Source organism: Bacillus marinisedimentorum, from assembly GCF_001644195.2.
Lineage (GTDB): Bacteria > Bacillota > Bacilli > Bacillales > Bacillaceae_O > Bacillus_BL > Bacillus_BL marinisedimentorum.
The window spans coordinates 56,955-83,798 of record NZ_LWBL02000045.1 but is presented as its reverse complement, the minus strand read 5'-3'; the positions used below and the strand labels follow the sequence as shown (position 1 = coordinate 83,798).

30 protein-coding genes are annotated in these 26,844 nt (G+C 46.9%); 24 read left to right on the top strand and 6 right to left on the bottom strand.

The annotated features are described in order from the left end of the window. Nucleotides 1-353 precede the first annotated feature (353 nt). Entirely contained in the window at nucleotides 354-1,928 is a 1,575-nt protein-coding gene (gene serA, locus A4U59_RS14090; protein ID WP_070121180.1) for a phosphoglycerate dehydrogenase, read from the bottom strand. Nucleotides 1,929-2,204: 276 nt separating this feature from the next. Continuing rightward, nucleotides 2,205-2,453, bottom strand: a complete 249-nt coding sequence (locus A4U59_RS14085; protein WP_070121179.1) for a ferredoxin — start codon at nucleotides 2,451-2,453, stop codon at nucleotides 2,205-2,207. A 317-nt stretch (nucleotides 2,454-2,770) separates the two neighbouring features. Between A4U59_RS14085 and A4U59_RS14080 the strand changes: the two genes are divergently transcribed. From A4U59_RS14080 to A4U59_RS21095, 5 genes are all read left to right on the top strand, one after another. After that, entirely contained in the window at nucleotides 2,771-3,838 is a 1,068-nt protein-coding gene (locus A4U59_RS14080) for a YpbB family protein (RefSeq protein WP_070121178.1), read from the top strand. After that, nucleotides 3,825-5,342, top strand: coding sequence for a RecQ family ATP-dependent DNA helicase (locus tag A4U59_RS14075; protein WP_070121177.1), 1,518 nt, complete (start codon nucleotides 3,825-3,827; stop codon nucleotides 5,340-5,342). The genes A4U59_RS14080 and A4U59_RS14075 overlap by 14 nt, the downstream gene beginning before the upstream one ends. Before the next feature lie 8 nt (nucleotides 5,343-5,350). Continuing rightward, on the top strand, nucleotides 5,351-5,935 hold the full coding sequence (locus A4U59_RS14070) for a CPBP family intramembrane glutamic endopeptidase (RefSeq protein WP_070121176.1): 585 nt from the start codon (nucleotides 5,351-5,353) through the stop codon (nucleotides 5,933-5,935). Between the two features lie 10 nt (nucleotides 5,936-5,945). Next, nucleotides 5,946-6,665 carry a LysM peptidoglycan-binding domain-containing protein gene (locus A4U59_RS14065; RefSeq protein ID WP_157888190.1) on the top strand — a complete coding sequence of 240 codons (720 nt, stop codon included), beginning with the start codon at nucleotides 5,946-5,948 and terminating at the stop codon, nucleotides 6,663-6,665. A 713-nt stretch (nucleotides 6,666-7,378) separates the two neighbouring features. Further along, entirely contained in the window at nucleotides 7,379-7,822 is a 444-nt protein-coding gene (locus A4U59_RS21095) for a DUF2663 family protein (RefSeq protein ID WP_070121174.1), read from the top strand. 351 nt (nucleotides 7,823-8,173) lie between these two features. Here A4U59_RS21095 and A4U59_RS14055 read toward each other — a convergent pair whose 3' ends face one another. From A4U59_RS14055 to A4U59_RS14045, 3 genes are read right to left on the bottom strand one after another with little or no spacing between them, the layout of a single operon-like run. Then, entirely contained in the window at nucleotides 8,174-8,743 is a 570-nt protein-coding gene (locus A4U59_RS14055) for a manganese catalase family protein (protein ID WP_070121173.1), read from the bottom strand. A 38-nt stretch (nucleotides 8,744-8,781) separates the two neighbouring features. Continuing rightward, entirely contained in the window at nucleotides 8,782-9,045 is a 264-nt protein-coding gene (locus A4U59_RS14050) for a spore coat protein CotJB (protein WP_070121172.1), read from the bottom strand. Between the two features lie 3 nt (nucleotides 9,046-9,048). Beyond that, nucleotides 9,049-9,270, bottom strand: a complete 222-nt coding sequence (locus A4U59_RS14045; protein WP_070121171.1) for a spore coat associated protein CotJA — start codon at nucleotides 9,268-9,270, stop codon at nucleotides 9,049-9,051. 194 nt (nucleotides 9,271-9,464) lie between these two features. On the opposite strand from A4U59_RS14045, the gene A4U59_RS14040 reads away from it, so the two are divergent. The 19 genes from A4U59_RS14040 (at nucleotide 9,465) to A4U59_RS13955 (ending at nucleotide 26,612) form a co-directional block, all read left to right on the top strand. Further along, entirely contained in the window at nucleotides 9,465-10,094 is a 630-nt protein-coding gene (locus A4U59_RS14040; RefSeq protein WP_070121170.1) for a CBS domain-containing protein, read from the top strand. A 53-nt stretch (nucleotides 10,095-10,147) separates the two neighbouring features. Continuing rightward, nucleotides 10,148-10,537 (top strand): hypothetical protein, encoded by a 390-nt coding sequence (locus A4U59_RS14035; protein ID WP_070121169.1) that lies wholly within the window; start codon nucleotides 10,148-10,150, stop codon nucleotides 10,535-10,537. A 69-nt stretch (nucleotides 10,538-10,606) separates the two neighbouring features. Then, a complete protein-coding gene (locus A4U59_RS14030) occupies nucleotides 10,607-11,341 on the top strand; it encodes a metallophosphoesterase (RefSeq protein ID WP_083270856.1) in 735 nt (244 codons plus the stop codon). A gap of 15 nt (nucleotides 11,342-11,356) precedes the next feature. Further along, nucleotides 11,357-12,265, top strand: a complete 909-nt coding sequence (locus A4U59_RS14025; RefSeq protein ID WP_070121167.1) for a MerR family transcriptional regulator — start codon at nucleotides 11,357-11,359, stop codon at nucleotides 12,263-12,265. 195 nt (nucleotides 12,266-12,460) lie between these two features. Further along, entirely contained in the window at nucleotides 12,461-13,057 is a 597-nt protein-coding gene (locus tag A4U59_RS14020; RefSeq protein ID WP_070121166.1) for a genetic competence negative regulator, read from the top strand. A gap of 176 nt (nucleotides 13,058-13,233) precedes the next feature. Continuing rightward, the gene (locus A4U59_RS14015) at nucleotides 13,234-14,160 is read left to right on the top strand and encodes a D-alanine--D-alanine ligase family protein (protein WP_070121165.1); all 927 of its coding nucleotides are present in this window, start codon (nucleotides 13,234-13,236) and stop codon (nucleotides 14,158-14,160) included. Nucleotides 14,161-14,400: 240 nt separating this feature from the next. Continuing rightward, nucleotides 14,401-15,681, top strand: coding sequence for a Glu/Leu/Phe/Val family dehydrogenase (locus A4U59_RS14010; RefSeq protein ID WP_070121164.1), 1,281 nt, complete (start codon nucleotides 14,401-14,403; stop codon nucleotides 15,679-15,681). A 129-nt stretch (nucleotides 15,682-15,810) separates the two neighbouring features. After that, nucleotides 15,811-16,797: a YpdA family putative bacillithiol disulfide reductase gene (locus tag A4U59_RS14005; RefSeq protein ID WP_070121184.1), complete on the top strand. Its 987-nt coding sequence runs from the start codon at nucleotides 15,811-15,813 to the stop codon at nucleotides 16,795-16,797. Nucleotides 16,798-17,095: 298 nt separating this feature from the next. Then, entirely contained in the window at nucleotides 17,096-18,058 is a 963-nt protein-coding gene (locus A4U59_RS14000) for an asparaginase (RefSeq protein ID WP_070121163.1), read from the top strand. 92 nt (nucleotides 18,059-18,150) lie between these two features. Next, a complete protein-coding gene (gene prsW / locus A4U59_RS13995; RefSeq protein ID WP_070121162.1) occupies nucleotides 18,151-18,849 on the top strand; it encodes a glutamic-type intramembrane protease PrsW in 699 nt (232 codons plus the stop codon). A 218-nt stretch (nucleotides 18,850-19,067) separates the two neighbouring features. Further along, on the top strand, nucleotides 19,068-19,823 hold the full coding sequence (gene sleB / locus A4U59_RS13990) for a spore cortex-lytic enzyme (protein WP_245680563.1): 756 nt from the start codon (nucleotides 19,068-19,070) through the stop codon (nucleotides 19,821-19,823). Nucleotides 19,824-19,835: 12 nt separating this feature from the next. Beyond that, a complete protein-coding gene (gene ypeB, locus A4U59_RS13985; protein ID WP_070121160.1) occupies nucleotides 19,836-21,182 on the top strand; it encodes a germination protein YpeB in 1,347 nt (448 codons plus the stop codon). An 84-nt stretch (nucleotides 21,183-21,266) separates the two neighbouring features. Beyond that, on the top strand, nucleotides 21,267-21,929 hold the full coding sequence (locus A4U59_RS13980; protein ID WP_070121159.1) for a flagellar brake protein: 663 nt from the start codon (nucleotides 21,267-21,269) through the stop codon (nucleotides 21,927-21,929). A 126-nt stretch (nucleotides 21,930-22,055) separates the two neighbouring features. Then, the gene (locus A4U59_RS21400; RefSeq protein WP_157888189.1) at nucleotides 22,056-22,223 is read left to right on the top strand and encodes a DUF5359 family protein; all 168 of its coding nucleotides are present in this window, start codon (nucleotides 22,056-22,058) and stop codon (nucleotides 22,221-22,223) included. A 151-nt stretch (nucleotides 22,224-22,374) separates the two neighbouring features. Then, complete coding sequence (gene cmk / locus A4U59_RS13975) at nucleotides 22,375-23,049, top strand: (d)CMP kinase (RefSeq protein ID WP_070121158.1); 675 nt, start codon at nucleotides 22,375-22,377, stop codon at nucleotides 23,047-23,049. A 1-nt stretch (nucleotide 23,050) separates the two neighbouring features. Next, entirely contained in the window at nucleotides 23,051-23,632 is a 582-nt protein-coding gene (locus A4U59_RS13970; RefSeq protein ID WP_070121157.1) for a lysophospholipid acyltransferase family protein, read from the top strand. A 118-nt stretch (nucleotides 23,633-23,750) separates the two neighbouring features. Next, the gene (gene rpsA, locus A4U59_RS13965) at nucleotides 23,751-24,899 is read left to right on the top strand and encodes a 30S ribosomal protein S1 (RefSeq protein WP_070121156.1); all 1,149 of its coding nucleotides are present in this window, start codon (nucleotides 23,751-23,753) and stop codon (nucleotides 24,897-24,899) included. Between the two features lie 19 nt (nucleotides 24,900-24,918). Beyond that, the gene (gene fni, locus A4U59_RS13960; protein ID WP_070121183.1) at nucleotides 24,919-25,968 is read left to right on the top strand and encodes a type 2 isopentenyl-diphosphate Delta-isomerase; all 1,050 of its coding nucleotides are present in this window, start codon (nucleotides 24,919-24,921) and stop codon (nucleotides 25,966-25,968) included. Nucleotides 25,969-26,426: 458 nt separating this feature from the next. Continuing rightward, on the top strand, nucleotides 26,427-26,612 hold the full coding sequence (locus tag A4U59_RS13955) for a hypothetical protein (RefSeq protein WP_070121155.1): 186 nt from the start codon (nucleotides 26,427-26,429) through the stop codon (nucleotides 26,610-26,612). 87 nt (nucleotides 26,613-26,699) lie between these two features. On the opposite strand, the gene A4U59_RS13950 is transcribed toward A4U59_RS13955, so the two are convergent. Beyond that, nucleotides 26,700-26,834 carry a YpzI family protein gene (locus A4U59_RS13950; protein WP_070121154.1) on the bottom strand — a complete coding sequence of 45 codons (135 nt, stop codon included), beginning with the start codon at nucleotides 26,832-26,834 and terminating at the stop codon, nucleotides 26,700-26,702. Nucleotides 26,835-26,844: the final 10 nt, after the last annotated feature.

The window sequence follows — 26,844 nt, the reverse complement described above, 5'->3', positions numbered from 1 at the left end:
CCGCCCGCCCCGCGGCAAAGAAGACACCGTGAGTGCGGCCGGAGGGAAGCAGGAACGGATGTCGCCCTTGTGCCTGTGATGAAAGCGAGTACCTGCAACGGAAATCAACACTAACGTATAACAGAGCCTATTTGTTATATCAATGTTTCGATACTTTTTTGCAATTTTTCTATATTTCACACGCAAAATCACAAGGAATTCACATACAAAAGAAATAAAAAAAGCTTAGAAAATAAAAATTCTCTAAGCCTTTTATTGTGAGATATCCTGGTTTCAGTTTGGAATTCTATATGATTTTGGATCTGTAATTTTGCGTTTCACAAGTGAATCCGTTACTCTTCAGGCTGTTTTTCCTATTCCACTTCAATTTTTCTTACGGAGGTAATGTATTCGATATTATCAAGTTCTTTCACCAGTTCGTCTTCGAGCGGTCGATCAAAGGAAAGCATCATAATTGCATCCCCGCCGGCCTGTTTCCTTCCCACTTGCATTGTTGCAATGTTCACACCGTGTTCACCGAGGATATTCCCGACTTTTCCGATGACGCCCGGACGGTCACTGTGCTGGACATAAAGCAGATTGCCCTGCGGATAAAAATCAATTTCAAATCCATTTAGGTTAAGGATCCGGGGGCCGTATTCCTTAATGAATGTACCGCGGATGAAAAATGAACTGCCCTCACCGTGCACAATTGCTTCAATCAAGTTCGAATAGCCCTGTGAAGATGAGTTGATTTTTTCAGAGAAAGAGATGCCCCGCTCTTTTGCGATGACGGCAGCATTTACTTCATTAACCGGAGAATCAACCCTCGGTTTCAGAAAACCGGAGAGAAGGCTTCTTGTGACAACGGATGTTTCCAGGTCTGCGATTTCACCGGCATATGAAATTTCAACCTCTTGCACCGGTTCCTTCATGCATTGCGACAAGATGGTACCCATCGTTTTCGACAATCTGTAAAACGGCTCTATCTTTGTGAATACATCTTTTGAGAGAGCCGGAAGATTAATGGAGCTTTTGACCGGAAGCCCTTCCAAAAATTGAAGGACTTCCTTTGAAACTTGTTCGGCAACGAGAAGCTGTGCTTCTTTTGTTGATGCCCCGATGTGAGGAGTCATGATGACCTGGTCATACTCCAAAAAAGGATGGCCGGCCGGAGGTTCTTCCACGAATACATCAAAGGCCGCTCCGGCAACATGGCCGTCCTCAAGGTAATGAACAAGGGCTTCTTCATCAATGATGCCTCCGCGGGCGCAGTTGGCGATATATACACCGGGCTTGGTCCGCCCGAGTGTTTCCATATTCAACAAGCCTTTCGTGTCACGGGTAAGCGGAGTGTGGACCGTGATTATATCAGCCGTTTCCAAAACTTCCTCCAGGGTGCCGGGAGTTACACCGATTTTTTCTGCGCGGCTTTTAGTCAGATAAGGGTCGAAAACATGGAGATTCATCCCGAATGCTGCAGCCCTTTTCGCCAGCTCGGTCCCGATGCGGCCCATGCCAATGATACCAAGGCTTTTTCCATATAATTCACTTCCGAGAAATCGGTTCCGCTCCCACTTGCCATCTTTCACCGACGCATTAGCCTGCGGAATGTTGCGAAGCATGGATGCGATCATGGCAAACGTATGCTCCGCTGTTGAAATGGTGTTTCCATCTGGCGCATTGATGACGATTATGCCCCGTTTGGTCGCTTCGTTAACATCAATGTTATCAACACCAACGCCTGCGCGTCCTATTATTTTCAGGCGCGGCATTTTTTTGAGCAATTCAGCGGTCACTTTAGTAGCACTTCGTACAAGCAAAGCATCATAAACTCCCAGGTCTTCAGTTTCGGCGGCTTTTTGGCGGGTCACGTTAACATTTTCTGCATCGAGTAATGGGGCAAGACCTGTTTCACTCATGGAATCTGAGACGAGAATGTTATACATTGATTTTGATCTCCTTTTCTGGATTGAGTAGTGAATCGAACCAATTTTTTGATAATTTAACACAGTAAAGGGGTGGTGTCAATGGAAGGTGATGGAGGACAGCGCTTACATTCCCAAAAAAACATGCTGGGTTGGAAAGTATTTGTTACGCATATTTTGGCTTAAAAAGCATTAAGCCGTTTTCAATCGATTAGTCCTTAAACATTTCAGTTCCGGCCCCTGGAAAGCACATGAAAAAGCTCCCTGGCCTACTGAAAGCCAGGGAGCTGGAAACTCTTATTCGAATTTAGTGGCATCGCCGTCAAACGGCTCATCAGCAACTTTGATGGAATCCGTTGGGCAGCCTTCGAACGCATCCATCATATCTTCTTCCAGAACTTCAGGGATTTCAACGATGCCCTTGTTGTCATCAAGTGTGACGAATGCGATGCCTTCATCATCATAGTCATAGATATCCGGTGCTGCAGCTCCGCATGCTCCGCAAGCGATGCAAGTTTCTTTGTCGACAATTGTGTATTTAGCCATAAAAAAACCTCCTAAAAGTAATTGAACCAACCTCGAAAGGAATGGAAAAAAATCCCTGAACGTATGTACAACGATACGTGGGAATGTATCCTCAATCAATATTGTAAATGGGTTTCATTCACTTTTCAATAGGAAAATCCAATGAGAATGCTTATCATAGCAGGGTTTTGCCAAACTGACGAACTTTTCCGCCTTTTATCGAATTATGTCCTTTTTATGTCATTTCTCTGGTAAGATAAAAGGATAAGAAATAATCCGTACATATTTGGGAGGCGTTTTGCTTTCCCGGTTGTTTTTATTATATGGAGGTTTGGCTGATGCATACCCGGCATTTCTTACTGCTGTATTGCCTGAACGCTTTTAGAAACGAACGGACGATATACGGCACTTATCATTTGCTTAAAGGGAAAAAAACATCACAGACCATCCAGGACGCAAAACTTTTCGCACTCGATTTTTTGTTCGGCGTCCTTCCGGAGGTTGACAGAAACATTTTTGAACAGGACATCGCATCGCTGTTCGCAAGCGGCTTTATTTCACACCCTGGTGAAGGCCGCTCCAGTTTGACAGAGGACGGAAAGCGGATGTTGAATGCCTCATTGTCCAGGAATCCTTTTCCGGCAGGTTTGAACGGGTGGCGCTTCCATGCCTCAGCAGGACCTTTCTGGCAGCGTTTTTCGTTGATGGTGCAGGTGCTGTCCCACCTGATGGCGGGTATGAAAGGATATATACCCGTTGCGGCCAAAGAGGAACATCAGTCCTGGGTAAAACAGTCATTGCCAGCAGGGGGCCCAGAGCGGAAAAAGTACCTGGACGGCCTTTACAAAGAAATCTCTATGCAGCTTGAAGCCCACAGCAGTGACATTGATGCATCCATATTTACGATGAGACTGTCAGGAGCGCGCCGCTATGGTTTGACTCTCAGGCAAATCGCAGAAAAACTTGGCAAGGATGAAGAGGAAGTAAGGCTTCGTTTTCAGGGTACGCTTCATCGAATACTCCTGAAAGCGGAAGAAGATATATCTTCATATCCTTTACTCCATTCATTTATTCCTGTCCGCGCAGACGGCCTGACTCTTACGAAAACGGCACGGAGGACTTGGGACCTGATCAATGCCGGTAAGAGCATAGATGAAGCTGCGGCCATCCGGAGACTTAAGCGTTCAACGATTGAAGACCATATCGTGGAGCTGGCCCTGAATGTACCGGATTTCTCGATTGACCTCTTTGTCCCCGACAAGATAAGAGTGAGCATCGGGCAAATGATCGCTGCCGCCGAAACAAGGAAGCTGAGGGAATTGAAGGAACTTGCCGGCGACGCGGCGGGTTATTTTGAAATCAGGCTAATACTGGCAAAGGAAGAGGCATTACATGGATCTAAATGATACATTGAACCGTTATCTTGGATATGAAACGTTCAGAGACGGCCAACTCGACATCATTGAAAAGGTTCTGAAAGGTGAGGATGTGCTGGCGGTGCTGCCGACTGGCGGGGGGAAATCCGTTGCATATCAGCTCCCTGCTTATGTGACCGGGCGGACTGTCCTCATCGTATCCCCGCTTTTATCGCTCATGGAGGACCAGGTCAGGCGCATTAAGGCGGGCGGAGATAAACGCGCTGCAGCGCTCAATAGTTTTTTGGCGCCGCAAGAACGAAAGGCGGTCCTGTCTTCCCTGGGAACATACCGCTTCATTTTTGCCTCACCGGAAATGCTTCAAAATCATCATGTGGTCTCCGCACTTAAACAGGTTGACATCGGCCTCTTTGTCATTGATGAAGCCCATTGCATTTCCCAGTGGGGGCATGATTTCAGGCCGGATTACTTGCGGCTCGGCAAATTGAGGAATGAAATCGGAACCCCGCCCTGCCTTGCCCTTACAGCAACGGCCACTCCGGCCGTGCAGGAGGACATCACCGCCCAGTTGGCGATGAAAGACGCAAAAAAGGTTATTCTGCCGATCGACCGCCCAAACATCGCTCTCATTGTCGAGAAAATGGGTTCAAACAGCTTAAAAACAGAGCGTATGCTTGAGCTTGTTAATGAATTGGAAGGGCCGGGCATGATTTATTTTTCGAGCAGGCAGCTGGCCGAACAGGCAGCGGAAGCGCTCCGGCTTAAAACGGACAGGCGGGCAGCCCATTATCACGGAGGGCTTGAAAATGAAGACCGTATCTTGATCCAGCAGCAATTTATCAATGACCAGCTCGATGTCATCTGCTGTACATCGGCATTCGGCATGGGCGTTGATAAGCCGAATGTCCGCTATATCCTTCATTACCACATGCCTGGTGATATGGAATCATACATGCAGGAAATCGGCAGAGCCGGACGGGATGGACTGCCGAGCATCGCAATAGGATTTTCGGCCCCATCCGACCGTGAAATGTCTGCACGTCTCGTTGCCGCTGAATTACCGGGGGACCAGGATACGGCAGCCGTATTTTCGTACATGAGGTCACATGGTGAAAAAGCGGTACCCGTTACAGCGGAAGAAACATCCATTCTTTTGGAATCGTGCGGAATAAGCGAAACACAATGGCGTTTTATCCTTTATCACCTGGAAATGGAAAAGGCGTATGAGGAGAGGTGCATTAATCCGCATATGCTGACTGCCGCTCTTCTGGATAAAATTAACAAACGCGCCCGCGCCCGGATTGATTTTAAAAAGGGAAAGCTGAATGAAATGCAGAAATGGATCGATTCAGGGGGCTGCCGCCGATCCTCTCTTTTGTCTTTTTTCAGCCAGGAGCAGGAGAGGAACGAAGATAATTGCTGCGATGTATGCGGCATTAATGTTTCCCTTTACCGGAGACGGTCTCCAGAAGAGCCGGCAGCTGCCTGGAACTGGTTAACAGATCTAAAAGAGATATTTCATCAAAGTGAGTGAGGAATACCATGAAACAGGCAGAGATCGTTAAAAAATTGACACCAAAGGAATTGGTATTTCAGGTTTATGTCACCCAGGGGCTTGTCCTGGCTGCAGCGGCTGTCATCGGCTTTTTTCTGTTTGACTCCCTGCAGGAATTCACAAAACTGTGGAGCGGTGATGTACAGGAAGTTTTGGTGTACGGCGGAATTGCCGGACTCGCAGCGCTTTTAGTGGACTTTTTCCTCATGAAAACGGCACCCGGGGAATGGTATGATGACGGCGGCATCAATGAAAAGATTTTTGCGAATATACCTGTCGCCCATATCTTCTTCCTGACAATGCTAATATCATTCAGTGAAGAGATATTGTTCCGGGGGGTCATCCAATCAAATCTTGGATATTACACGGCAAGTATTTTGTTTGCAGTTCTCCATATCAGGTATCTGGGGAAATTTCTGCTTTTTTCAGTCGTGACAGCACTGAGTTTTTTTCTCGGATGGCTTTTTATGATCACGGGCAATCTGTTTGTGACTGTATTTGCTCATTTTATTATAGACTTTGTAATGGGGGCTTATATACGGTTTACCTATTTGAAAAGCATGGATGAATGAGGTGACAGCAATGGAAAAACACAACCGCAGATCCCATGCCCCTCAGGCAGGTGCGCTGCGCAGGCAGTCGGAAAGACTGTCTGGAGAACAGATGCCTGAGTCTGAAAATGCCGGGCAGCGGGAAGAATTGCCGCCAAGAAGAGCTTATCACAGCAGGCAGAAAACGAAAAAAAAGCACAGGCTTAAATATCCCGGGATACGTTTGCTGGTTTTGCTGTTCATTGTATTGCTGCTGCTGATTCCTTATTACACGAAGTTTATTGAACAGATTGAGGGGACTGAACAGATATTTTCCTATAAGGAAGATACTGATCAGCAATATGATTTCGCAAAATCAGGCCAGGAAGCAGCTGTTGCTGAAAAACAGGTATCGGCTGAAACGCCTGATCCCCCTGAAGAGTCTGATACAGCAGCACCAGATGGCAGAAATGGAAATGGGCCAGATCCGGCCAACGGAACCGGTGAGAAAGATGTACCTGTGCAAGCTGAAGACAGGGCTCCACATGAAAAAGAGCGGGATACACAGCCGGCTCCTGAAAACAGCCTGAAAGAAGATGAGCAATCATATAAAATTGTCTATCATAAGGTGAAACCGGAAGAAACGCTCTTCCGTATTTCGATGAACTACTACGGCAGCCGAGACGGGGAGGAATTAATCAGAAAATGGAACGGCCTTTCCGGAAATGACATAGATTCAGGGCAGGAATTGAAGATTCCGCTGCCGCGCTGACTTTGAGGAAAAAGGGACGTGAATGCTTAACTCGTTCGGGAGAGAATAATCCTCAACTAAAACAAAGTGCTTTTTAACGAAGTGAACATCAAAAAGAACAGGGCCCAAATCGCAGTTTGGTCTGCTGTTCTTTTTGTTATTGTGGATATAGGAGCAACGGTAATGGTTCTGTAAACTTTGCTCACCGGAATTTCGCGAAAAAATTCTGTTCACTATTCAATTAAAGGGCAGAATTGTGGAAGAAGGAAATCCGGTGTCTTGTATCTTGGCCGTTCCTTTCAACTGCAGCTATTCGTTTTTACCTCGGGTACAAGTGCGCCATCCGTTCCTGCTTCCCTCCGGTCGCGCTCGCGGTGTCTTCCTTGCCGCGGGGCGTCCGGCGAGCCTCCGCGGCTCCGTATGGCTATAAACAGCTGAATGGCGAAAATATAGGAACGGAATCCCGTTTCCCGCCCCTATAAATGACAGAAAGCAATCAATACAGGCATTTAACCGCAATTCGGCGCCCTGTACTCAAACTCAAACTCAAACTCAAACTCAAACTCAAACCCAAACCCAAACCATTTCCCGCCTGCGGGCTATCTCCTGTTCGCCCCAGGAGCCTCGGGCCTTCCTTTTCAACCGCACCGGTTAATATATGCTCGTCCCTTTTTCTTTTGGAAACAGTTTTAGATGCCTGTCCGCCCGCATACTGTAATACAGGGGGGATCAAGATGGCGGTAGTTCCTTATGTTAAAAGCGACTTGGTTGCGAGAGAAGCGGTCAATACGCTGGTCGGCAACAAAGAATCGCTTGATAAAGTCAGCAAGCGGTCGGTTTTCTTCAGGTGGATGCTCGCTGTTTCAGCGATCTTCTATGCAGCTTATCTCGCGTTGTTCCTTTCATACTCTCCTGGAAGTGATGCCGATCTTATCGGTGACATCATTTTAGGGAGAGGCAACCTTCTGTTTTTGTTCATCCTTGCCGTGCAGTATGCCGTTCTCCTTACATACAAGATGAAGGAAGACATGGCGAAGGAAGAGTATGAGAATCTGCGGATTGAAATCATCAGCCGAAGTGAAGAATTTTGGAAAACTGAAGATCAGTGGAAGGAACGGGCTGAGGTTTTCCGGTATCTGAAGGACTTTTATGAGATCAATCTTTTTCATGAAAATTAACCGGAAGCTTAACGGCCTGGCCCTTCCTGCTTCCGGTTGTTTATATAGAGTCCCTGCTTGTGAGTACGTATATAGCAGGGGCTCTCCGCATTTCGTTGTTGTCCAGCTCCAGGCGCCAGCGGCTAGCAGATAAGCATTTCCTCCCTGCGAAAGGGAAGACCGCCTTTCTCCGGGCGGCCCTGCTTATCTGTACGCCGCTAAACGGGACTCTCCGCACTTCGTTTTTGTCCAGCTCCAGGCGCCAACGGCTAGCAGATAAGCATTTCCTCCCTGCGAAAGGGAGGACCGCCTTTCTCCGGGCGGCCCTGCTTATCTGTACGCCGCTAAACGTCGCCATCCGCATTTCTTTATTCAAAAAAACTGTTTTTTTCCGCGTTCTTCTTTCAGGATTTCCACCGCTTCCCTGAATCGCTGGGAATGAATGACTTCCCTTTCCCTTAAAAAGGCGAGGCCATCGTTCAAGTCAGGGTCATCCGACAGATTGATGAGCCACTGGTAGGTTGCCCGAGCTTTTTCTTCTGCTGCAATATCTTCATAAAGATCGGCAATCGGATCGCCCTTTGCTTGAATGTATGTTGCTGTCCAAGGCGAGCCTGCAGCGTTATTATAAAAGAGTGCTTTGTCGTGATTGGCATAGTGCGCCCCCAGGCCTGCGGCTTTCATCTGCTCTGGTGTCGCATCTTTGGTCAGTTTGTATACCATCGTGGCGATCATTTCGAGATGAGCGAATTCTTCTGTCCCTATATCAGTCAACAGACCGACAACTTTGTCCGGTATTGTATAGCGCTGGTTCAAGTAACGGAGCGCTGCAGCCAGCTCGCCATCCGCACCGCCGTATTGCTCGATCAGAAACTTTGCGAGTGTCGGGTTGCATGTACTTACCCTCACCGGGTATTGGAGCTTTTTTTCATAAATCCACAAGTGGAATCAACCCCCTTTATTTGTTTAATTAAATGTTTTTAAATTTGCCATGGCCACGGAGAGTCTTTCCAATCCCATGGATAACCCGAAAAACTTTTCCCGAATTGAAGCAATGGCCCATAAATTTTTTCTACCTGCTTGCGGAGTCGCTTGCTTTCCTTTGCAAGCTGATTGAATTGTTGAATCGCCTGCTGATCATTGGGATGCGTATCCAAATATAGCGTTAAGTCCACAAGCGCAAAGTCAACTGCCTGCAAATCCTCCATCAATCTGTAAAATTCCTCCGGAAGTTGTTTCTGCATGAATTAATCCTCCTCTCCGCTGCGGTCGGTCCCCGGGTAAGGATCATAGAAGGCGCACCAGAGTGTCCCCCTGTAGAGCGCTTCTTTAAGCGGATACTGCTGCAGGCCGTACGGCTGGAAGCCGATATACAGGTTGGGCGGTGTTACATACGTTTTAACCGTCATCGGCCGGCATGGATCAAACGGGCTTATATAAGGCCGGTATGCTTTGCGAAGCGTATACATTTACGTACCTCCTTTAGTGATTCCGTCATATCCATTCTATTGCTGGCTGTTTTACTTCATGCCTATTTACGTCATGCATTAAGGCACGTGTCGAAAACTCATGAAAAACTTGTCAAAATTAAAGGATTTTCAAGGCCCATATGGAAGATATAATAGTGGTAGAAAGAATAAATGCAGAAGCAGGAGTGGTCGCAATGTTTGTAAAAAGTGTGATGAAAGACAAGGAAAAGTGCTATACGGCACATTTGGGTGATTCTCTCGAGAATGCACTGGCTAAGCTGGAGGACTATGCCATCGACGGACTGCCTGTCTTGGACGGCGAAAAGTTCATCGGGGTTTTGACAAGATATCAAATCTATAGGCATTATTTTGAAGGGAGCCAGACGAAGGGTGACTATTTAAAAAATGTAAAAGTGGAAGAAATCGTTAGGGAAGGGTTAAAAGTAGATAAGGAAGAGGTCTTTGAAAGGACTCTTATCCTTCTGAAGGACGCGCCTCTTGTAGCGGTAGTGGATGATGAGGATAACTTCCTTGGTATCGTGACAAGAGCAGACGGGCTTGTTCAATTTGAAAGTGCATTCGGCGTAAACACACCGGGTATCAGGATTGCACTGACCTCTGTTGAAACGGAAGGAAGAATCAAAAGGCTTGCTGATATCGTCAGGCAGTTCCACGAGAACATCATCTCCCTTGCCACGTTTGATGAAACGGATAAACTTGTCCGCCGGATCGTCCTTAAAGTTGAGAAAAAGGATAACCTTGACGGCTTTATCAAAAAGCTTGAACAGTCAGGGTTCCGTATACTCGACATAAAAGAACTGTAAATCGGTAATGGATAGAGCCCCTTTTTTCATAAGTATGAAAAGGGGGTTTTTTTATGGGGATTTCTCTTTTATTGGCTGCCGCCGGCTGGGTATCTTTGTATATGGCAGGAAGCTGGCTGCCTGCTGCAGGTGTGCCCTTGCCGGAACTGCTCACAACTTTAATATTGAATCCATTCCGTTTCCTCGCGGCGATGACCGCATTTGCGGCCGGGTTTATTTGCCATGGAGAGGCGATAAAATGGGCTGTCATGCAGCTGATACATAAAAAAAGCAAGCGGCACGTCCGTCTTAAAGGAGCACTGATTGCGCAATTCATTATAATTGGGTATTATTTTATGTTGCATACCCGTTTGTGGGTCACATGCTTTTTTATCGGATTTGCGGTGCTGTATGGTATGATTTCGTTAAAAGAAGGAAGCCGGGAAACACAACCGCAACAATAGGAGGACGGAACTATTTTGTTATACACAGGAATCATTGTGGTTATAGGAGCAGGTATCCTGCTATGGCACATGTGGAAACTGGCGCACCTTGACTATATAACTGAGGAAGTTTTCGAATTTGAGGAATTTCCAGCTGATTTTGGAAAAATCACATTGTTTTTCATCTCTGATATCCATAGAAGAACGGTTTCTCCGGAATTAATCGAAAAAGTGAAAAAGAAAGCCGATCTCGTTATTATTGGAGGAGACCTCGCTGAAAAGGGAGTCCCGATAAGCAGGATTGAAACGAACATCAAAACGATAAAAGAGGCGGGGCCTGTCTATTTTGTTTGGGGCAACAATGATTATGAAATAGACTATCATATGCTTGATGCCATTTTGCATGATAATCGTGTTAAAATACTGGATAATACGAGTGTCTCATTTGAATCCGGCAATGGAGAAAAGCTTCACCTTCTGGGTGTCGACGATTTGAACCAGAAACGGGACAGGCTTGACCTTGCTCTTCAAGATTCAGGCCAAGGGTTTAAAATCCTTGTCAGTCACGATCCCCGAATCTCTCATAAAATAAAGGCTGAAGACAGAATCAGCCTCATATTGAGCGGTCATACACACGGCGGCCAAATAAGGCTTGGCCCATGGGGGTTATATAAACCAGGCGGCTTAACCCGCCGCAGCAATACCGCCCTATTCATCAGCAACGGCTATGGGACGACTGCAATACCGCTGAGACTGGGCGTTCCGGCACAAACCCATTTGATTACACTGCAAAGCGGACATGCCTATAAAGCAGATAATGGATAACAGGGGGTGGCAGCGATGAGTTCCAGTGAAGGCAAGTATAACATCAAGGCTGTATCTAAAATTGTGGGAATCCAGCCGGGAACACTGCGGGCCTGGGAGCGCCGTTATCATATTGTAGCCCCTCACCGGAATGAAGCAGGGCACAGGCTGTATTCTGATGAGCACGTACGCATCTTGAAATGGCTCACCCGGAAAGTGGATGAAGGTTTCACGATCAGTCAGGCTGTGTCGCTGTACGAAAACCGCCGCTTCGATAAGCCTTCCCCTGAAGCAGACAGGATTGATACGGCCGCTGAACTGAGAGGCCAGCTTCTTAATGCCCTTTTATCATTTAGTGAAAAAAAAGCCGTCGATCGCCTGAACGCAGCTTTCAGCCTGTTCAGTGCTGAAAAGGTGGTTAATGACATTCTAGCCAAGCTGCTCGTGTCAGTCGGTGACATGTGGGAAAATGGTGAAATCACATCCGCGCATGAACATTATGCAACCTCATTCATCCTTTCCCGCATCGGCTTTATCCTTCATAATCAGCCGATTGACAGTCATTTACCGCGTGTGATTGCAGTCTGTGGCCCTGGTGAAGAACATGAAATCGGTCTGCTTACGTTCACACTTTATTTGAAAAGAAAAGGCTTCGAGGCCATCTATCTGGGCCGCAGCATTGCTGAAGAGGATTTTGAAACCATCATCCGTGAATCAGGAGCCAGCTTTTTGTTCATGTCTGTTACCATGGCGGATAACTTGCAGCCTGCGCTTGCAGTGCTCGATGAACTGCAGGCCGGCTTTGACGGATTGCAGATAGGAATCGGCGGTGCTGCCCTGACGGCGGCGGAAAATGCCTTAGGCCCATATAGAAGGAATGTCGTCGGGAATACAGAGGCTGAGTGGGATTTATGGCTGCAGGATAAATTAACAAAAAAATCATAATGTAATACTTGTCTAATTTATTTGAAACCGTGTAAACTGTTTATTAAACCATTATCTTAAATGGTGGGAGAGGAAGCGGCAGCGGGGGCATCATATTACCCCGTTTTTATACGCATTCCTGAAAACACGAACCATTTCAACGCTCATTCATATAGTATAGAAAGGAATGGGAGCGACGGACAGGGAGGGTAGGCTATGCGGTTAGAGCGTTTGACCTATAATAAAATCAAAATCTTTTTGACTTTTGATGATTTGACTGAACGGGGCCTTACCAAAGAGGATCTCTGGCAGGACATTCCTAAAGTTCACCAACTGTTCAGGGAAATGATGGATGAGGCAAATGTGGAGCTGGGATTTGAAGCCGACGGCCCGATTGCGGTTGAGGTATTTGCCCTGCAGGCCCAGGGAATGGTTGTCATTGTGACAAAAGGGACTCCTTCTGCAGAGGAAGACGAAGATTTCGAAGATGAATATATCGAGATGCAGGTCACCCTCGATGAAAAGCATGACATTTTTTATGAATTCGCAGCGTTTGAAGATGTCATCCAGCTCGCATCGCGCCTTCTTCCGATCGGCATCGAAGGCGGCCGCCTATTCAGCTACAATGAGAGGTATTATGTAGAGTTTCATCCGAATGAAGTCGAAGGCATGTTCCTTGATGACTTTGTAAGCCTGCTGGCGGAATTCGGGAGTCCGTCTACAATAACGACTCACCGAGTACAGGAATACGGAAAGTGCCTGATGGAAAAAACGGCAATTCATGATATATACCGTTACTTTATTAGCGGCTGATACGATGATCTCTCCGATAAATGGGGAGATCATTTTATGTTGTGCACCCATCATTTCCGTCACCGGTTTTAAATTACTGGTTCATTTAATTTTTGAGTGATATGATTATGGATATCCGTTTGCGATTCTAATACATAGTCTACTATTGAAATGATACTTCTACAGGAGTGAGCATATTGAACATTACAGTTTTATACGGCGGGGTATCAGCTGAGCGTGAGGTATCGCTGTCAACAGGAAAAGGAATGATGAAAGCCCTTGAAGCCAAGGGCCACGAAGTAGCGGGAATCGACTTTCATCCATCAAATCTGGGTGATTTATCAGGTCTTGAAACCGATTTTGTTTTTATCGCTCTCCACGGACGTCACGGTGAAGATGGCCGTATTCAAGGGTTTCTCGATATGATCGGGATTCCTTATGTGGGCTCGGGTGTGCTCGGCAGTGCCCTTGCAATGGATAAAGCGAAATCCAAAAGGTTATTTGAACTTGAAGGTATACGAATCGCAAAAGACCGGGCGCTGAATCGCTTTGAAGATTTCACCCTTGATGAGCTGGCTAACGAATTTGCCTATCCGGCAGTTGTCAAGCCGAATCATGAAGGATCCACAATCGGTTTGACGATCGCTAACTCAAAAGAAGAACTCCGGAAGGGCATAGAGGATGCATTCCGTCATGATGATACCGTGCTTGTCGAGGAGTTTGTCGCCGGCAGGGAAGTGACGGTGGCTGTCATGGGGAAACCTGGACGTGAGCAGGCGCTTCCTGTTGTGGAGATCATCCCGAAGAACAAGTTTTATGATTATGAAGCAAAGTATTCACCGGGTATGAGTGAGCACATCGTACCGGCGGAACTTGAAGGCGGCACGACACGCTATCTGAAGGAAAGTGCCGTCAAAGCTCACCGTGTACTCGGCTGCGAAATTTATTCCAGGGTGGACTTCATTGTACCGGAAGACGGTTCCAAACCTGTCATTCTTGAGGTCAATACGTTGCCCGGCATGACCCCGACGAGCCTATTCCCGGATGCAGCCAGGGAAATCGGCCTGTCATATGATGACATGATTGAAAAACTTCTGCAACTTTCCGTTGAAGCGAAAAAATGATTTCTACGCTGCCGACTGTTCTCCGGCAGCGTTTTTTATCATGTTTGAACGATAGGTAAGCGGGAAACATACTTATAGAATCATAGCGATATGTCAGTTATGTGGTAACGCTTACATTTTTACACGGTTAATTCAAAAATTATGAGCATTTCGTCTTTGCATCTCATAATTGAAGGTGTATACTATGTTTTGAAAAGAAAAGGCTATCAGGTCAGTCGAAGAAAAACGGGGGGAAAGTACATGGCAGCCGATAAAGCATCAGAAAAAGGAAATAACAGCGAGGATAAGTTGGATATTCTGAAATCGACCCAGACCGTTATCCATAAGGCACTCAATAAGCTAGGGTATCCAGATGAAGTCTTTGAACTCTTGAAAGAGCCGATCCGTCTTATGACAGTGAAAATTCCGGTCCGCATGGATGATGGATCAGTAAAAGTTTTTACCGGTTACCGGGCCCAGCATAATGATGCGGTAGGACCGACGAAAGGCGGCATTCGTTTTCACCCGAATGTTACTGAAAAGGAAGTAAAAGCACTCTCTATCTGGATGAGCTTGAAAGCGGGCATCGTCGATTTGCCGTATGGCGGCGGAAAAGGCGGGATTGTTTGTGATCCGCGTGAGATGTCATTCAGTGAGCTTGAACGTTTGAGCCGCGGTTATGTCAGGGCAATCAGCCAGATTGTAGGGCCTACCAAAGATATCCCTGCACCTGATGTATTTACGAACTCACAAATCATGGCATGGATGATGGATGAATATAGCCGCATTGATGAATTCAACTCTCCTGGTTTCATTACTGGAAAGCCGCTTGTACTTGGCGGTTCGCACGGCCGTGAATCCGCTACAGCCAAAGGGGTCACCATTTGCATCAGGGAAGCGGCCAAGAAAAAGGGGATCAAGTTGAAAGGTGCCCGTGTGGTTGTCCAGGGATTCGGAAATGCCGGCAGCTTCCTGGCGAAGTTCATGCATGATGCCGGAGCCAAAATCATCGGTATCTCTGATGCGTATGGCGGTCTCTATGATCCGGACGGCCTTGATATCAATTATCTGCTTGACCGCCGGGACAGCTTTGGAACAGTGACCAAGCTTTTCAATGATACGATCTCCAATCAGGAACTGCTTGAACTTGATTGTGACATCCTTGTTCCTGCAGCCATCGAAAACCAGATCACTGAAGATAATGCCGATAATATCCGGGCAAATATTGTGGTAGAAGCTGCCAATGGACCGACAACATTGGAAGCTACAAGAATCCTCTCTGAAAGAGGAATACTGCTCGTTCCTGACGTGCTTGCTTCAGCCGGCGGCGTCACTGTTTCATACTTCGAGTGGGTCCAAAATAATCAGGGCTATTACTGGACAGAAGAAGAAGTGGAAGAAAAGCTGGAAAAAGTGATGGTTCGTTCCTTTAACCAGATTTATGAAACCGCCCAGAGCCGAAAAGTTGATATGCGCCTTGCCGCTTATATGGTCGGTGTACGGAAAATGGCGGAAGCTTCCCGTTTCCGCGGCTGGATTTAGTTATTGCTTGAAACGAAATTACGAATCCCCTATCATTTTTAACGATAGGGGGTTTTTATTTCCCGAAACACCATGCACCCATCCGTGACTAAAACACCGGGCATGCCGGGAGCCAGAAAGGTGAAGCATATGGAAAAAGAACAAGTGATCATCATAGGGGGCGGTCCGTGCGGACTGGCAGCCGCTATCGCCCTGCGGGACTACGGGCTGGACCCGCTTGTCATCGAAAAAGGAAACATTACAAATGCTATTTATCATTATCCAACCCATCAGACATTTTTCAGCTCGAGTGAGAAGCTGGAAATCGGAGGAGTACCATTCATCATAAATGAAAGAAAACCAAATAGACTGCAGGCGCTCGCCTATTACAGGGAAGTCGTGAATAGGAAGCAGCTCCGCATCCATACATACGAAACAGTTGGAAAAGTGGATAAGCGGCAAGACGGATCATTTGCAGTCCATACTGTCCGGCAAAGGGACGGTAAAAAAATACGGTACCAAGCCGGCTATGTTGTCATTGCGACCGGCTACTACGACAACCCGAATAAATTGGACGTTCCGGGTGCGGACAATGCCAAGGTTTTTCACTATTTCAAGGAGGGCCATCCGTACCATGATACAGATGTTGCAGTACTGGGCGGTAAAAATTCGGCTGTCGATGCTGCGCTTGAACTCGAAAAAACCGGAGCGCGGGTTACAGTTTTATATCGCGGGGAAGAGTATTCCAGCAGCATAAAGCCGTGGATCTTGCCGGAATTTGAAGCGCTTGTCCGCAACGGGAAGGTAGAAATGGAATTTGAAGCACAAGTGGAAGAAATCCGCTCTGATTCTCTTGTATATGTTTCTGCCGGTAAACGGAAAACCATTCCCAATGACTTTGTATTTGCTATGATCGGTTATCATCCCGACCATTCCTTTCTGATGAAAATTGGCGTAGGCATTGAAAAGGAAACCGGACGCCCGCTTTTTAATGAAGAAACAATGGAAACGAACGTAACAGGTGTGTTTATAGCAGGCGTAATTGCTGCAGGCAACAATGCCAATGAAATCTTTATTGAAAACGGGAGATTTCATGGAGAAGCCATCGCTCAAGAAATCGCAAAACGGATGAATTGATCTCATGAAGAGCCGGATTTTGCCGGCTCTTTTTTAACCATATGTCATGGTGTGAATTGTGAGAAAGGAAGTGCTGGGGCGCAGCGGCCGATCTAAAGAATACAGATATGGCAGCCAGGCCTCTTTCTTCGCCAAAAGCCTTGTAAACCGGCGCGTTTTCGTTAGCATTTGGAATTCCGAATCTTCGTCAGCTAATCCTTCCGGCATTTTCAGCTTAGCCGAAGCTCGTTCTCACAAGCGGTTTTGCCGTACCCGTTTAATGTTATAATAAAGCAGACAGAGAGGATGGGGATTTGATATGAAAAGGGTCGCGTTAATCACGACAGGCGGTACGATTCAAAGCAAGAAAGTGGCAAGCGGTTTGCTTTCATCAGGAGAGATGACGGGGCAGGAACTTGCTGATATATGCAGGCTTCCTTCTGATATAGAAATCGAGGTCCATAATTTATTCCAACTGCCGAGTATGCATGTGACATTCAACCATCTTATCCAGCTGAAAAAGAAAATAGAGGACGTGTTCCATGATCCATCCATTAACGGCGTTGTGATCACCCACGGGACAGACTCTCTTGAAGAAACAGCATATTTCCTGGATTTGACGATAAGAGACTCAAGAAGAGTTGTTGTCACCGGTTCACAGCGGTCTCCCGATGAATTAGGGACAGATGTTTACAGTAACTTGAGAAATTCAGTGTACGTGGCCGTGGATGATAGTCTGGAAAATGTGGGGACTGTTGTTGTCTTCAATGAAAGGGTCTGGTCTGCCAGGTATGTAAAAAAGGTTCATGCCTCAAACTTGCAGGGCTTTGAATCATTCGGATACGGGTATCTTGGCATAATCGATAATGACATCGTGAGCGTTTACCAGAAGCCATTGAGCCGAGAGGTATACGACGTTGGGAATGAACTGCCTGCTGTTGACATTATCAAATGTTACTTGAGTGCAGACGGAAAATTTATTCGGGCAGCTGCAGACAGCGGTGTAAAGGGATTGATTTTGGAAGGGGTCGGCAGAGGACAAGTATCACCGATGATGGTGGAAGATATTGAGAAGGCGGTCAATAAAGGCATACGCGTGGTTGTTGCCACCAGCGCCGAAGAAGGACAAGTACATACTTCATATGATTACAAGGGAAGCGCACATGACCTTGAGCAAAGAGGAGCGGTGCTGGGGAAAGACTATGACTCTAAAAAAGCCCGCATCAAGCTTGCCGTACTGATTGCAGCTGGTAAAGATGCGAAAGAAGGGTTCAGCCGCTGAGGGGTTGACTGATGTCCGGGTTTTTACCATCTTTCATTCCCGTCTTCACAATATCATGTTACGATTAAAAAAAATCGAAGGATGTTGATCTTATGCTGGCCGTTATAACCGCAGGGTTTGCTCCCGGCCTTGCGCTCTTGAGCTACTTTTATCTGCGCGGTCCTGAAAATGACGAACCGGTCACAAAGATCGGGAAAAGTTTTGTGAGCGGAGCTATTCTGGTATTCCCACTAATGTTCATCCAGTATGTTTTCCAGACTGAGGGGTTGTTACAGGAAACATGGCAGGATGCGTTTTTGCTTTCCGCTTTGCTGGAGGAATTTTTCAAATGGTTTATTTTATTTTTTACCGTATACCAGCATGTGAGCTTTGACAGGCATTATGAGGGAATCATTTATGCGGCAGCCGTATCGCTCGGTTTTGCCACAGTGGAAAACGTTCTTTACCTTTTCCAGTTCGGAATTGATGTGGCGTTTGGAAGAGCGCTGCTGCCGGTATCAAGCCATGCCCTGTTCGGAGTGGTGATGGGTTATTATGCCGGCAAAGCCAAGACAGGCCCGGGAAAGCTTGAAAAAAGGTACTTGCTGCTTGCGCTAACGGTCCCGGTTTTGCTCCATGGGACGTATGATTTCATCTTGCTTACGTTCAGCAAATACTGGCCGGTCTTGATGACTCCGTTCATGTTCTACTTGTGGTGGAATGCGCTAAGAAAAGTTAAGATGGCAAACCGCCGCCAACCCGATTGGAACCAGAACCTTGACGGCGCAAAAAAAATCGAAACGGGCAGCTGACAGGCGATGCGATCCTTGATGGAACGCATTGCCTTTTTGTGTGCATACAGGTGCTGCTGGATTTTCTTGCTGAAATAAGAATAATATTTGCCCTGCAACAAAAAATAGCCACTAAGGACAAAAAGAGAAAAGTTGAAAGCAGGAGGCATGACAAAATGCGGAAAACGGTATGGCTTACAGCAATTCTGGCTGCAGCTATTGTGGCACCTGTTTTTTTTATGACCGGCCAGCAGCAGCCGGCGGAAGCCTTTTCCCCGCAAGTAATCCAGCACGGGGCAGTAGGCGATGATGTGATCGAACTCCAGTCAAGACTTCAATATTTAGGGTTTTACAATGGGAACATAGACGGAGTTTTCGGATGGGGGACTTATTGGGCGCTTCGAAATTTCCAATATGAATTCGGAATGAAAGTAGATGGAATCGCCGGACAGGAGACAAAGCAAAAACTTGTTAATGCGTCAAAATACGACAGGGAGTTTGTAAAAAAGCAAATTCGCGAGGGCAAGGACTTTTCCTACTATGGCGGGGTGCCTAAAGAAAAGCAGACAACCCCTTCCCGGCAAACGGAGCAGACCGAACAGCCCAAACAACCGACAGCAGCAAACGTGCCAAGCGGCTTTTCCAGCAATGATATCCAGCTCATGGCCAATGCGGTTTATGGAGAAGCCCGCGGTGAACCGTACGAAGGACAGGTCGCTGTTGCGGCGGTCATTTTGAACAGAGTGAACAGCCCTACATTCCCGAATACTGTTTCAGGGGTGATTTTTGAGCCGCTTGCTTTTACGGCTGTTGCGGACGGACAAATTTGGCTGACACCGAACGATACGGCGAAGCGGGCGGTAATTGATGCAATAAATGGATGGGATCCATCGAGCAATGCCCTTTATTATTTCAACCCAAATACGGCAACATCTTCATGGATATGGAGCAGACCGCAAATCAAACAGATCGGCAAGCATATATTCTGCAAATAGGAGGTGCTTCACTTGTTCAGAACGATAACGATCATCTTCGTGACGGTTGCGGCGATAGGCATTGGCTACTGGGGCTATGAAGAACATCAGGAAAAGAACGCCATCCTCATCCAGGCTGAAAACGGCTACCAGAGGGCGTTTCATGATCTGGCGTATCAGATTGATCTGCTGCACGATAAAATAGGGACGACACTTGCAATGAACTCTCGCCAGCAGTTATCTCCTTCACTTGCTGAAGTATGGAGAATCACGTCAGAAGCTCATAATGACGTGGGCCAGCTGCCTCTCGCACTTCTGCCTTTCAATAAGACAGAGGAATTTTTGTCGGACATTGGCGATTTCAGTTATAAAACTGCCATTCGGGACCTGGAAAAAGAGCCGCTAACGGACAAAGAGTATAGCACACTTGAGCAATTATACAGTCAGGCTGCGGATATCCAGGGGGAACTCCGTAAAGTTCAGCACATGGTAATAGAAAATAATCTGCGCTGGATGGATGTCGAACTCGCGCTTGCGACAAATGAAGGTGAAATGAAGGATAACACGATTATCGACGGGTTTAAAACGGTAGAAAAAAATGTGGAAGGATATTCAGAGGCCGATTTCAGCGTGACGTCAACTTCAATGAACAAGAAAGATGACAAATTTAAAGACCTTAAAGGAAAAATGGTATCGGAGCAAAAGGCCGAAAAAATTGCGAAAGACTATCTTGGAATTGACGGAGATACAAAAGCAAAGGTGACTGAAGGCGGCAAAGGAGCCGACAACGGTTTTTATTCGGTGACCCTGAAGAACGATAGAGAAAATATCGACGTGTCGATGGATATCACGAAAAAAGGCGGATACCCGATCTGGATACTGCAAAACAGGACGCTTGGAGAACCGAAGATCAGCCTAAATAAAGCAGCTGAAAAAGCAGGAGGGTTCCTTAAAGAGCACAAGTTTGAAAACCTCGATCTGTTTGAAAGTGCCCAGTATGACAAGCAGGGGGTCTTCACCTTTGTTTCACGAATGGATAAGGTCAGGATTTATCCGGAAACGGTCAAGATGAAAGTTGCACTCGATACCGGAGATGTGATCGGCTTTTCAGCTGAAGATTATTTGTTGTCGCACCAGCAGCGGGAAATTCCGGAACCGGCCATTCCGGAGAAGGAGGCGCTCGCCAAAGTCAATCCGAAAGTGAAAGTGATGGAAACAAGGCAGGCAATCATCTTGAATGATTTGGGTGAAGAAGTTCTGGTATATGAAATAATGGGTACGATCAAAAATGACACGTATCGGATCTTCATCAATGCTGAAAACGGGGCGGAAGAAAAAGTGGAGAAACTCCAAAATGCCGAACCGCTGTATAATTTATAAAATAAAAAAGGAAAAGTTCCCTAGAGAACTTTTCCTTTTTTTGTGAAAATGAGATAATAGTTGCAGGAAAAAGGTGGTGTTGGCATGTTATCGGTAAACAAAACGATTTACCTTGAGTTAAAAGATTCAAATAAGCGTGACCGTTTCAAATGTAAAGTGGCCGCCCTCGAAGGGAATCTGTTTTTCATTGATTATCCTGTTCATGCGAAAACCGGCAAAACGGGCTTCTTTCTTGATGGCACTGAATTCAGTGCCTATGTAATATCAGAGGACGATAAAATGTATCGTTTCGATACGGAAGTGCACGGACGGAAAAAAGACAGAATTCCGCTGCTTGCTCTCGGAATGCCGGAGGAAGAAGGCTATATGCATGTACAGCGCCGTAAATACGTGCGGATCGACACGACGGCAGATGCTGCAGTGCACTCACCCGATGGTGCATTTGTTCCGTTTACAGCTGTAACTAAAGATATAAGCGGCGGCGGTGCGGCAATATATGTAAAGGCACATTTTCCTGCCGAACCGGGAATGTCCCTTTCTCTTTGGTTCGCCCTCAGCATGCAGGATGGAAACATAAATTATGTAAAGGCAGAGGGCAAACTGCTGCGGAAGCTTGGAAATGAAAACGATATGCCTTACATAACCGTTGAATTTACCGGCATTGAGGAAAGCGACCGTGAAACTGTTATCCGTTTCTGCTTCGAACGCCAGCTTTATTACAGGCGTAAAGGGCTGAATCTTGCGTAAGGGTGTATAATTGCGGCCGGATGTATAAGACTAGAGTTGGAGTGGGCGGTGACACTTCGGCGCATAACGAAATCACCAGGGCTGACGGAATCGACTGGATACGGCCAGTCACACGGAGGGTGGAAAATGAAAAGAGCAGAAGGTCTTCTAATCAAGCTGATCATCATCCAGTTCATCTTTCTTGCAGTAGCACAAACAGCTCTTGATAGGAAAGAATGGTCAATTTACATGAACAAGACCTATCACTATGAAGGCGTATCCGGAAAGGGCGGCAAAGAGCTTTACAAACAATAGACCTTATGTGCCTGTTATGGTATTATGAATTCGAGAAACGGAGCAGATACGCCAGGCTGCCGCCGAAATATTCAGACGGGGAAGCAGGTGATCCCTGCTTTTTATTATGGCTGTAACAAAACACTAATCATAAGCCGATACAGGAGGATTTATGAGCAAGAAAATTTCTATTGCAATTGATGGTCCTGCAGCAGCAGGCAAAAGCACGACAGCTAAAATTGTGGCAAAAAGATTGAACTATCTATATATCGATACCGGTGCCATGTACAGGGCCCTTACATACAAAGCGCTGAAAACCGGCGTTGACATACATGACGCTGGTGAAGTAGCAAAATTGCTTGATGACACGGAAATCACCCTGCAGCAATCCGAAACCGGCCAGGACGTCTTTCTTGACGGTGAAAAGGTGACAGAAGAAATCCGATCAACTGATGTTACGAACAACGTCTCTTTCACGGCTGCACATAAAGAAGTCCGTGAAGAAATGGTGAAACGTCAGCAGGCACTCGGTTCAGAAGGCGGAGTTGTGATGGACGGCCGCGATATTGGTACACATGTGCTGCCTGATGCGGAAGTGAAAATTTTTCTTATTGCCACAGCTGAAGCCCGGGCCGCCCGCAGACATGAAGAAAACATTGCCAAAGGTTTCCCGTCAGATCTGGAAGTCCTTAAGGCCGAAATTGCCCGCCGTGACAAAATTGATTCGGAAAGGGAAGTGGCGCCGCTCACAAAAGCTGAAGATGCTATCGAAATAGACACGACGGATCTTTCCATCGAGGGTGTGGTTAATGGAATCATGAATGCCGTTGACGAAAGGGTTGGCTGATATGAATTTATATGGTTTTGCCAGATCGGCGTGCAGCATGGTTTTTCGCCCTTATTACCGCGTTCAGGTAATAGGAAGGGAGAATATCCCAAACGAAGAGGGGCTGCTCCTTTGTTCGAATCACATTTCCAATCTTGATCCGGTCATCCTTGGCGTCACCTTTCCACGGCCTGTCCATTTCATGGCCAAAGAGGAGCTGTTCAGTGTCCCGGTACTTGGAAAAATCGTGCCAAAGCTTAACGCTTTTCCCGTCAAGCGGGGAATGAGCGACAAACAAGCGCTCCGTAAAGGTCTCGGAGTCTTGAAAGAACAGGAAGTGCTCGGCATTTTCCCTGAAGGAACAAGGAGTAAAACCGGCAGTCTCGGCGAAGGTCTTTCCGGGGTGGGATTTTTCGCGCTTCGCAGCAATGCCAGGGTCCTGCCTGCGGCGGTCATTGGTCCATACAAGCCGTTCGGAAAATTGAAGGTCGTATATGGAAAACCGATTGATTTCGACACAATGCGAGCGGAGAAAGTTTCCGCCCGGGAAGCGACTTCGGCGATAATGGAAGCGATTGAAGATTTAATCAGCAATCATAAATAGTTTTGCTTGACAAACGATATTATTTATAAGAAGTTAGAACAAAGGACAAATTTATGTTTGTCAAAAATACAGTTAGGCAGACATTGTCGTTTGTTGGGATTAAGGAGGTAGTTTTGAGATGGCTGAAGAAATGAATCAAGAGGTATCTGAAATGAAGTCCTTTGAACAGGGTGACATTGTCACCGGTAAAGTATCAAAGGTCGAAGACAAGCAAGTATTGGTGGATGTCGGCTACAAAGTTGACGGCATCGTACCGATCAGCGAACTTTCCAGCCTGCATGTGGAAAAAGCCTCTGATATCGTATCAGAAGGCGAAGAACTGAAACTGAAGGTGATCCGCTTGAGCGATGAGGAAATCGTTCTGTCCAAAAAAGCGGTGGAAGCCGATTCGGCATGGGAAGACTTAAACCAAAAGTATGAAACAGGAGAGGTATTTGAGGCCGAAGTCAAGGATGTCGTCAAAGGCGGACTTGTAGTGGACCTTGGAGTGCGCGGTTTCATTCCTGCCTCACTGGTTGAGCGCCATTTCGTTGAGGATTTTTCTGATTACAAAGGAAAAACCCTTACCCTTAAAGTGGTGGAACTTGATCGTGAAAAAAATCGCGTGATCCTTTCTCATCGCGCTGTGCTTGATGAGGAAATTGAAAATAAAAAGAAACAAACGCTCCATGACCTTGAAGAAGGGCAGGTTATCGAAGGCACTGTCCAGCGCCTTACCGATTTTGGTGCATTCGTTGACATCGGCGGAATCGACGGGCTTGTCCATATTTCCCAGATGGCTCACCATCACGTGGAAAAGCCTGCAGATGTCGTGGAAGAAGGTCAGCAAGTGCGCGTTAAGGTGCTTTCTGTCGACCCGGAAAACGAGCGTATTTCGCTGTCAATGAAAGAAGCACAGCCAGGCCCTTGGGAAACTGTCGGCGAAGAAATCAAAGCGGGTGACGTACTTGATGGAACAGTCAAGCGTCTTGTTTCGTTCGGTGCTTTCGTTGAAGTGAAACCGGGCGTCGAAGGTTTGGTGCATATTTCCCAGATCGCAAACCGTCACATCGGCACACCTCAGGAAGTCCTTGAAGAAGGACAGCAGGTCCAGGTGAAAGTCCTTGATGTGAATCCTGCTGAAAAGCGGATCTCTTTAAGCATCCGCGACTTGCTGGATGATGAGCCGCAAGAAGATGAATATAACAATGATTTCCAAAACGATGAACCATCAACCGGCTTTTCGCTGGGCGACATGATCGGGGACCAGCTGAAGAAGCTAAAATAAGCGAATTGCGGTGATTTTTTTGAGCAGATCGAAACGGAAACTGGAGCATATCAAATATGCCCTCGAAACGAGAAACCCGGTTTCACCAAGTTTTGAGGATATCCGTTTTGTACACCGCAGCCTCCCTGAATCAGACGTAAACAAAGTTGAATTACGAACAAATGTGGGCGAACTTACTTTAAGTTCGCCCATTATTGTGAATGCGATGACAGGCGGCGGCGGCAGAAAAACGGAAGAATTGAACGGAATGCTGGCAAGGACCGCAAGAAGGTATGGGTTGCCGATAGCCGTCGGGTCGCAAATGTCGGCGTTGAAAGACCCCGCCCAGACACCGACATTTAAAGCGGTCCGCCGCGAGAATCCCGATGGTCTCGTTTTTGCTAATTTAGGGTGCGAAGCATCCTATGATCAGGCGATGCTTGCAGTTGAAATGCTTGAAGCCGATGCCTTGCAGCTGCACGCCAATACGGTACAGGAGCTTGTCATGCCGGAAGGCGACCGGTCTTTTTCCGGGTGGATGTCCAGCATTGAGAAAATCGCCCGCGGCATCTCTGTACCGGTAATTGTGAAAGAGGTCGGTTTCGGTATGGGGCGGGAAACCGCTAAGGCATTGAAAAATGCTGGTGTATCCATTATTGATATCGGAGGAAGCGGCGGCACGAACTTTGCCAGGGTCGAAAATAAACGGCGTTTACAGCCGCTTCAGGCATTTGAAGACTGGGGTATTCCTACCCCTGTCTCGATTGTCGAAGCGGGGACCGTATCAGGTCTCGGCATTATCGGTTCTGGCGGGATTTCCACCCCTCTCCAGGCGGCTAAAGCTATCTCCCTTGGCGCTTCAGCAGCCGGTGTGGCCGGCCACTTCTTATCGATTCTAGTGGAAGAAGGAGAAGCAGAGCTGAATAAAACGGTGGAGTTTTTCCTAGAGGAATTCAAACTTATCATGGCCGCTCTTGGCACGGAGGACATCAAATCACTGAAGAATGCACCTGTGGTCATATTAGGTGAAACAAGGGAATGGCTTAACGAACGAGGGGTTGATACAAGAAAGTTCAGCCTCAGATCATAAATTGAATCAAAAACGGGTTCCAGATTCTGGAATCCGTTTTTTGTTTTGGATTTTTAGAAAAGACGGAAGCAGAAAAGGGCGGTTCAAATACGTACTAAGGAAACGATTCCCGGATGCAGAGAACAGAGGAGCTTGGCACCCGGGTGAGTTAAGCTGCTCCCTTCCAAAAATATCGTACCTATCGGATATTGGGAGCGTTTTTCTGCCCGAAGCCTGGGGATACCTATAAATTGTTTGAGTCGATTGTCTTGTTTGAAATCAATTCTATTATGTAAATAGACAAAATTCCGTCCCTGCTGCCGGATTATAAAAAGATTCTTATTATGTGTAAGTTCGGTTAGGGAAGTGGCGGCCAAGAAAAGGGGTGGGATTTTTCTTCCGTGCCCATAAGAGTGGAGAAACCGCAATTATAGGCATTGAAACGAAATTCAGTGTCTCCATTAAGGTGAATGAATGAAATGAAGGCACGGAAAGCCGCCTTCCGTGCCTATAAATTCACCATCTTTAATTCAGCAAAAGTGTTGCAGCAACAGGAAGGGGAGAACGACCTGCCTGATGCATTCCCGCCTACGGAAAGGCTGGAAAGCGGCTGCCCGCTGCGTATCTTAGTGTCCAGCTCCGTCCGTCAGCGGCTAACGTCATAAGCGGCAACCCTTACCGGAAGGAAAAGTCCCCTTCCTTCGGGTGTGCCCGCTTATGTATATACTGCAAAGCGGGCGGCCTCCCCTTTGCTATTGCCCGTTGCGGGATCTGGCTTCGTCGGGGCCTTCCATTCTGGCTGCGCCTTTGTATGATTGCTGCTGATCCCTGTCTGATTCAACCCGGCGTGCCTTTTTTAATTTTTTCTCCTGGCGGTCCTGTCCCATGTCAATATCC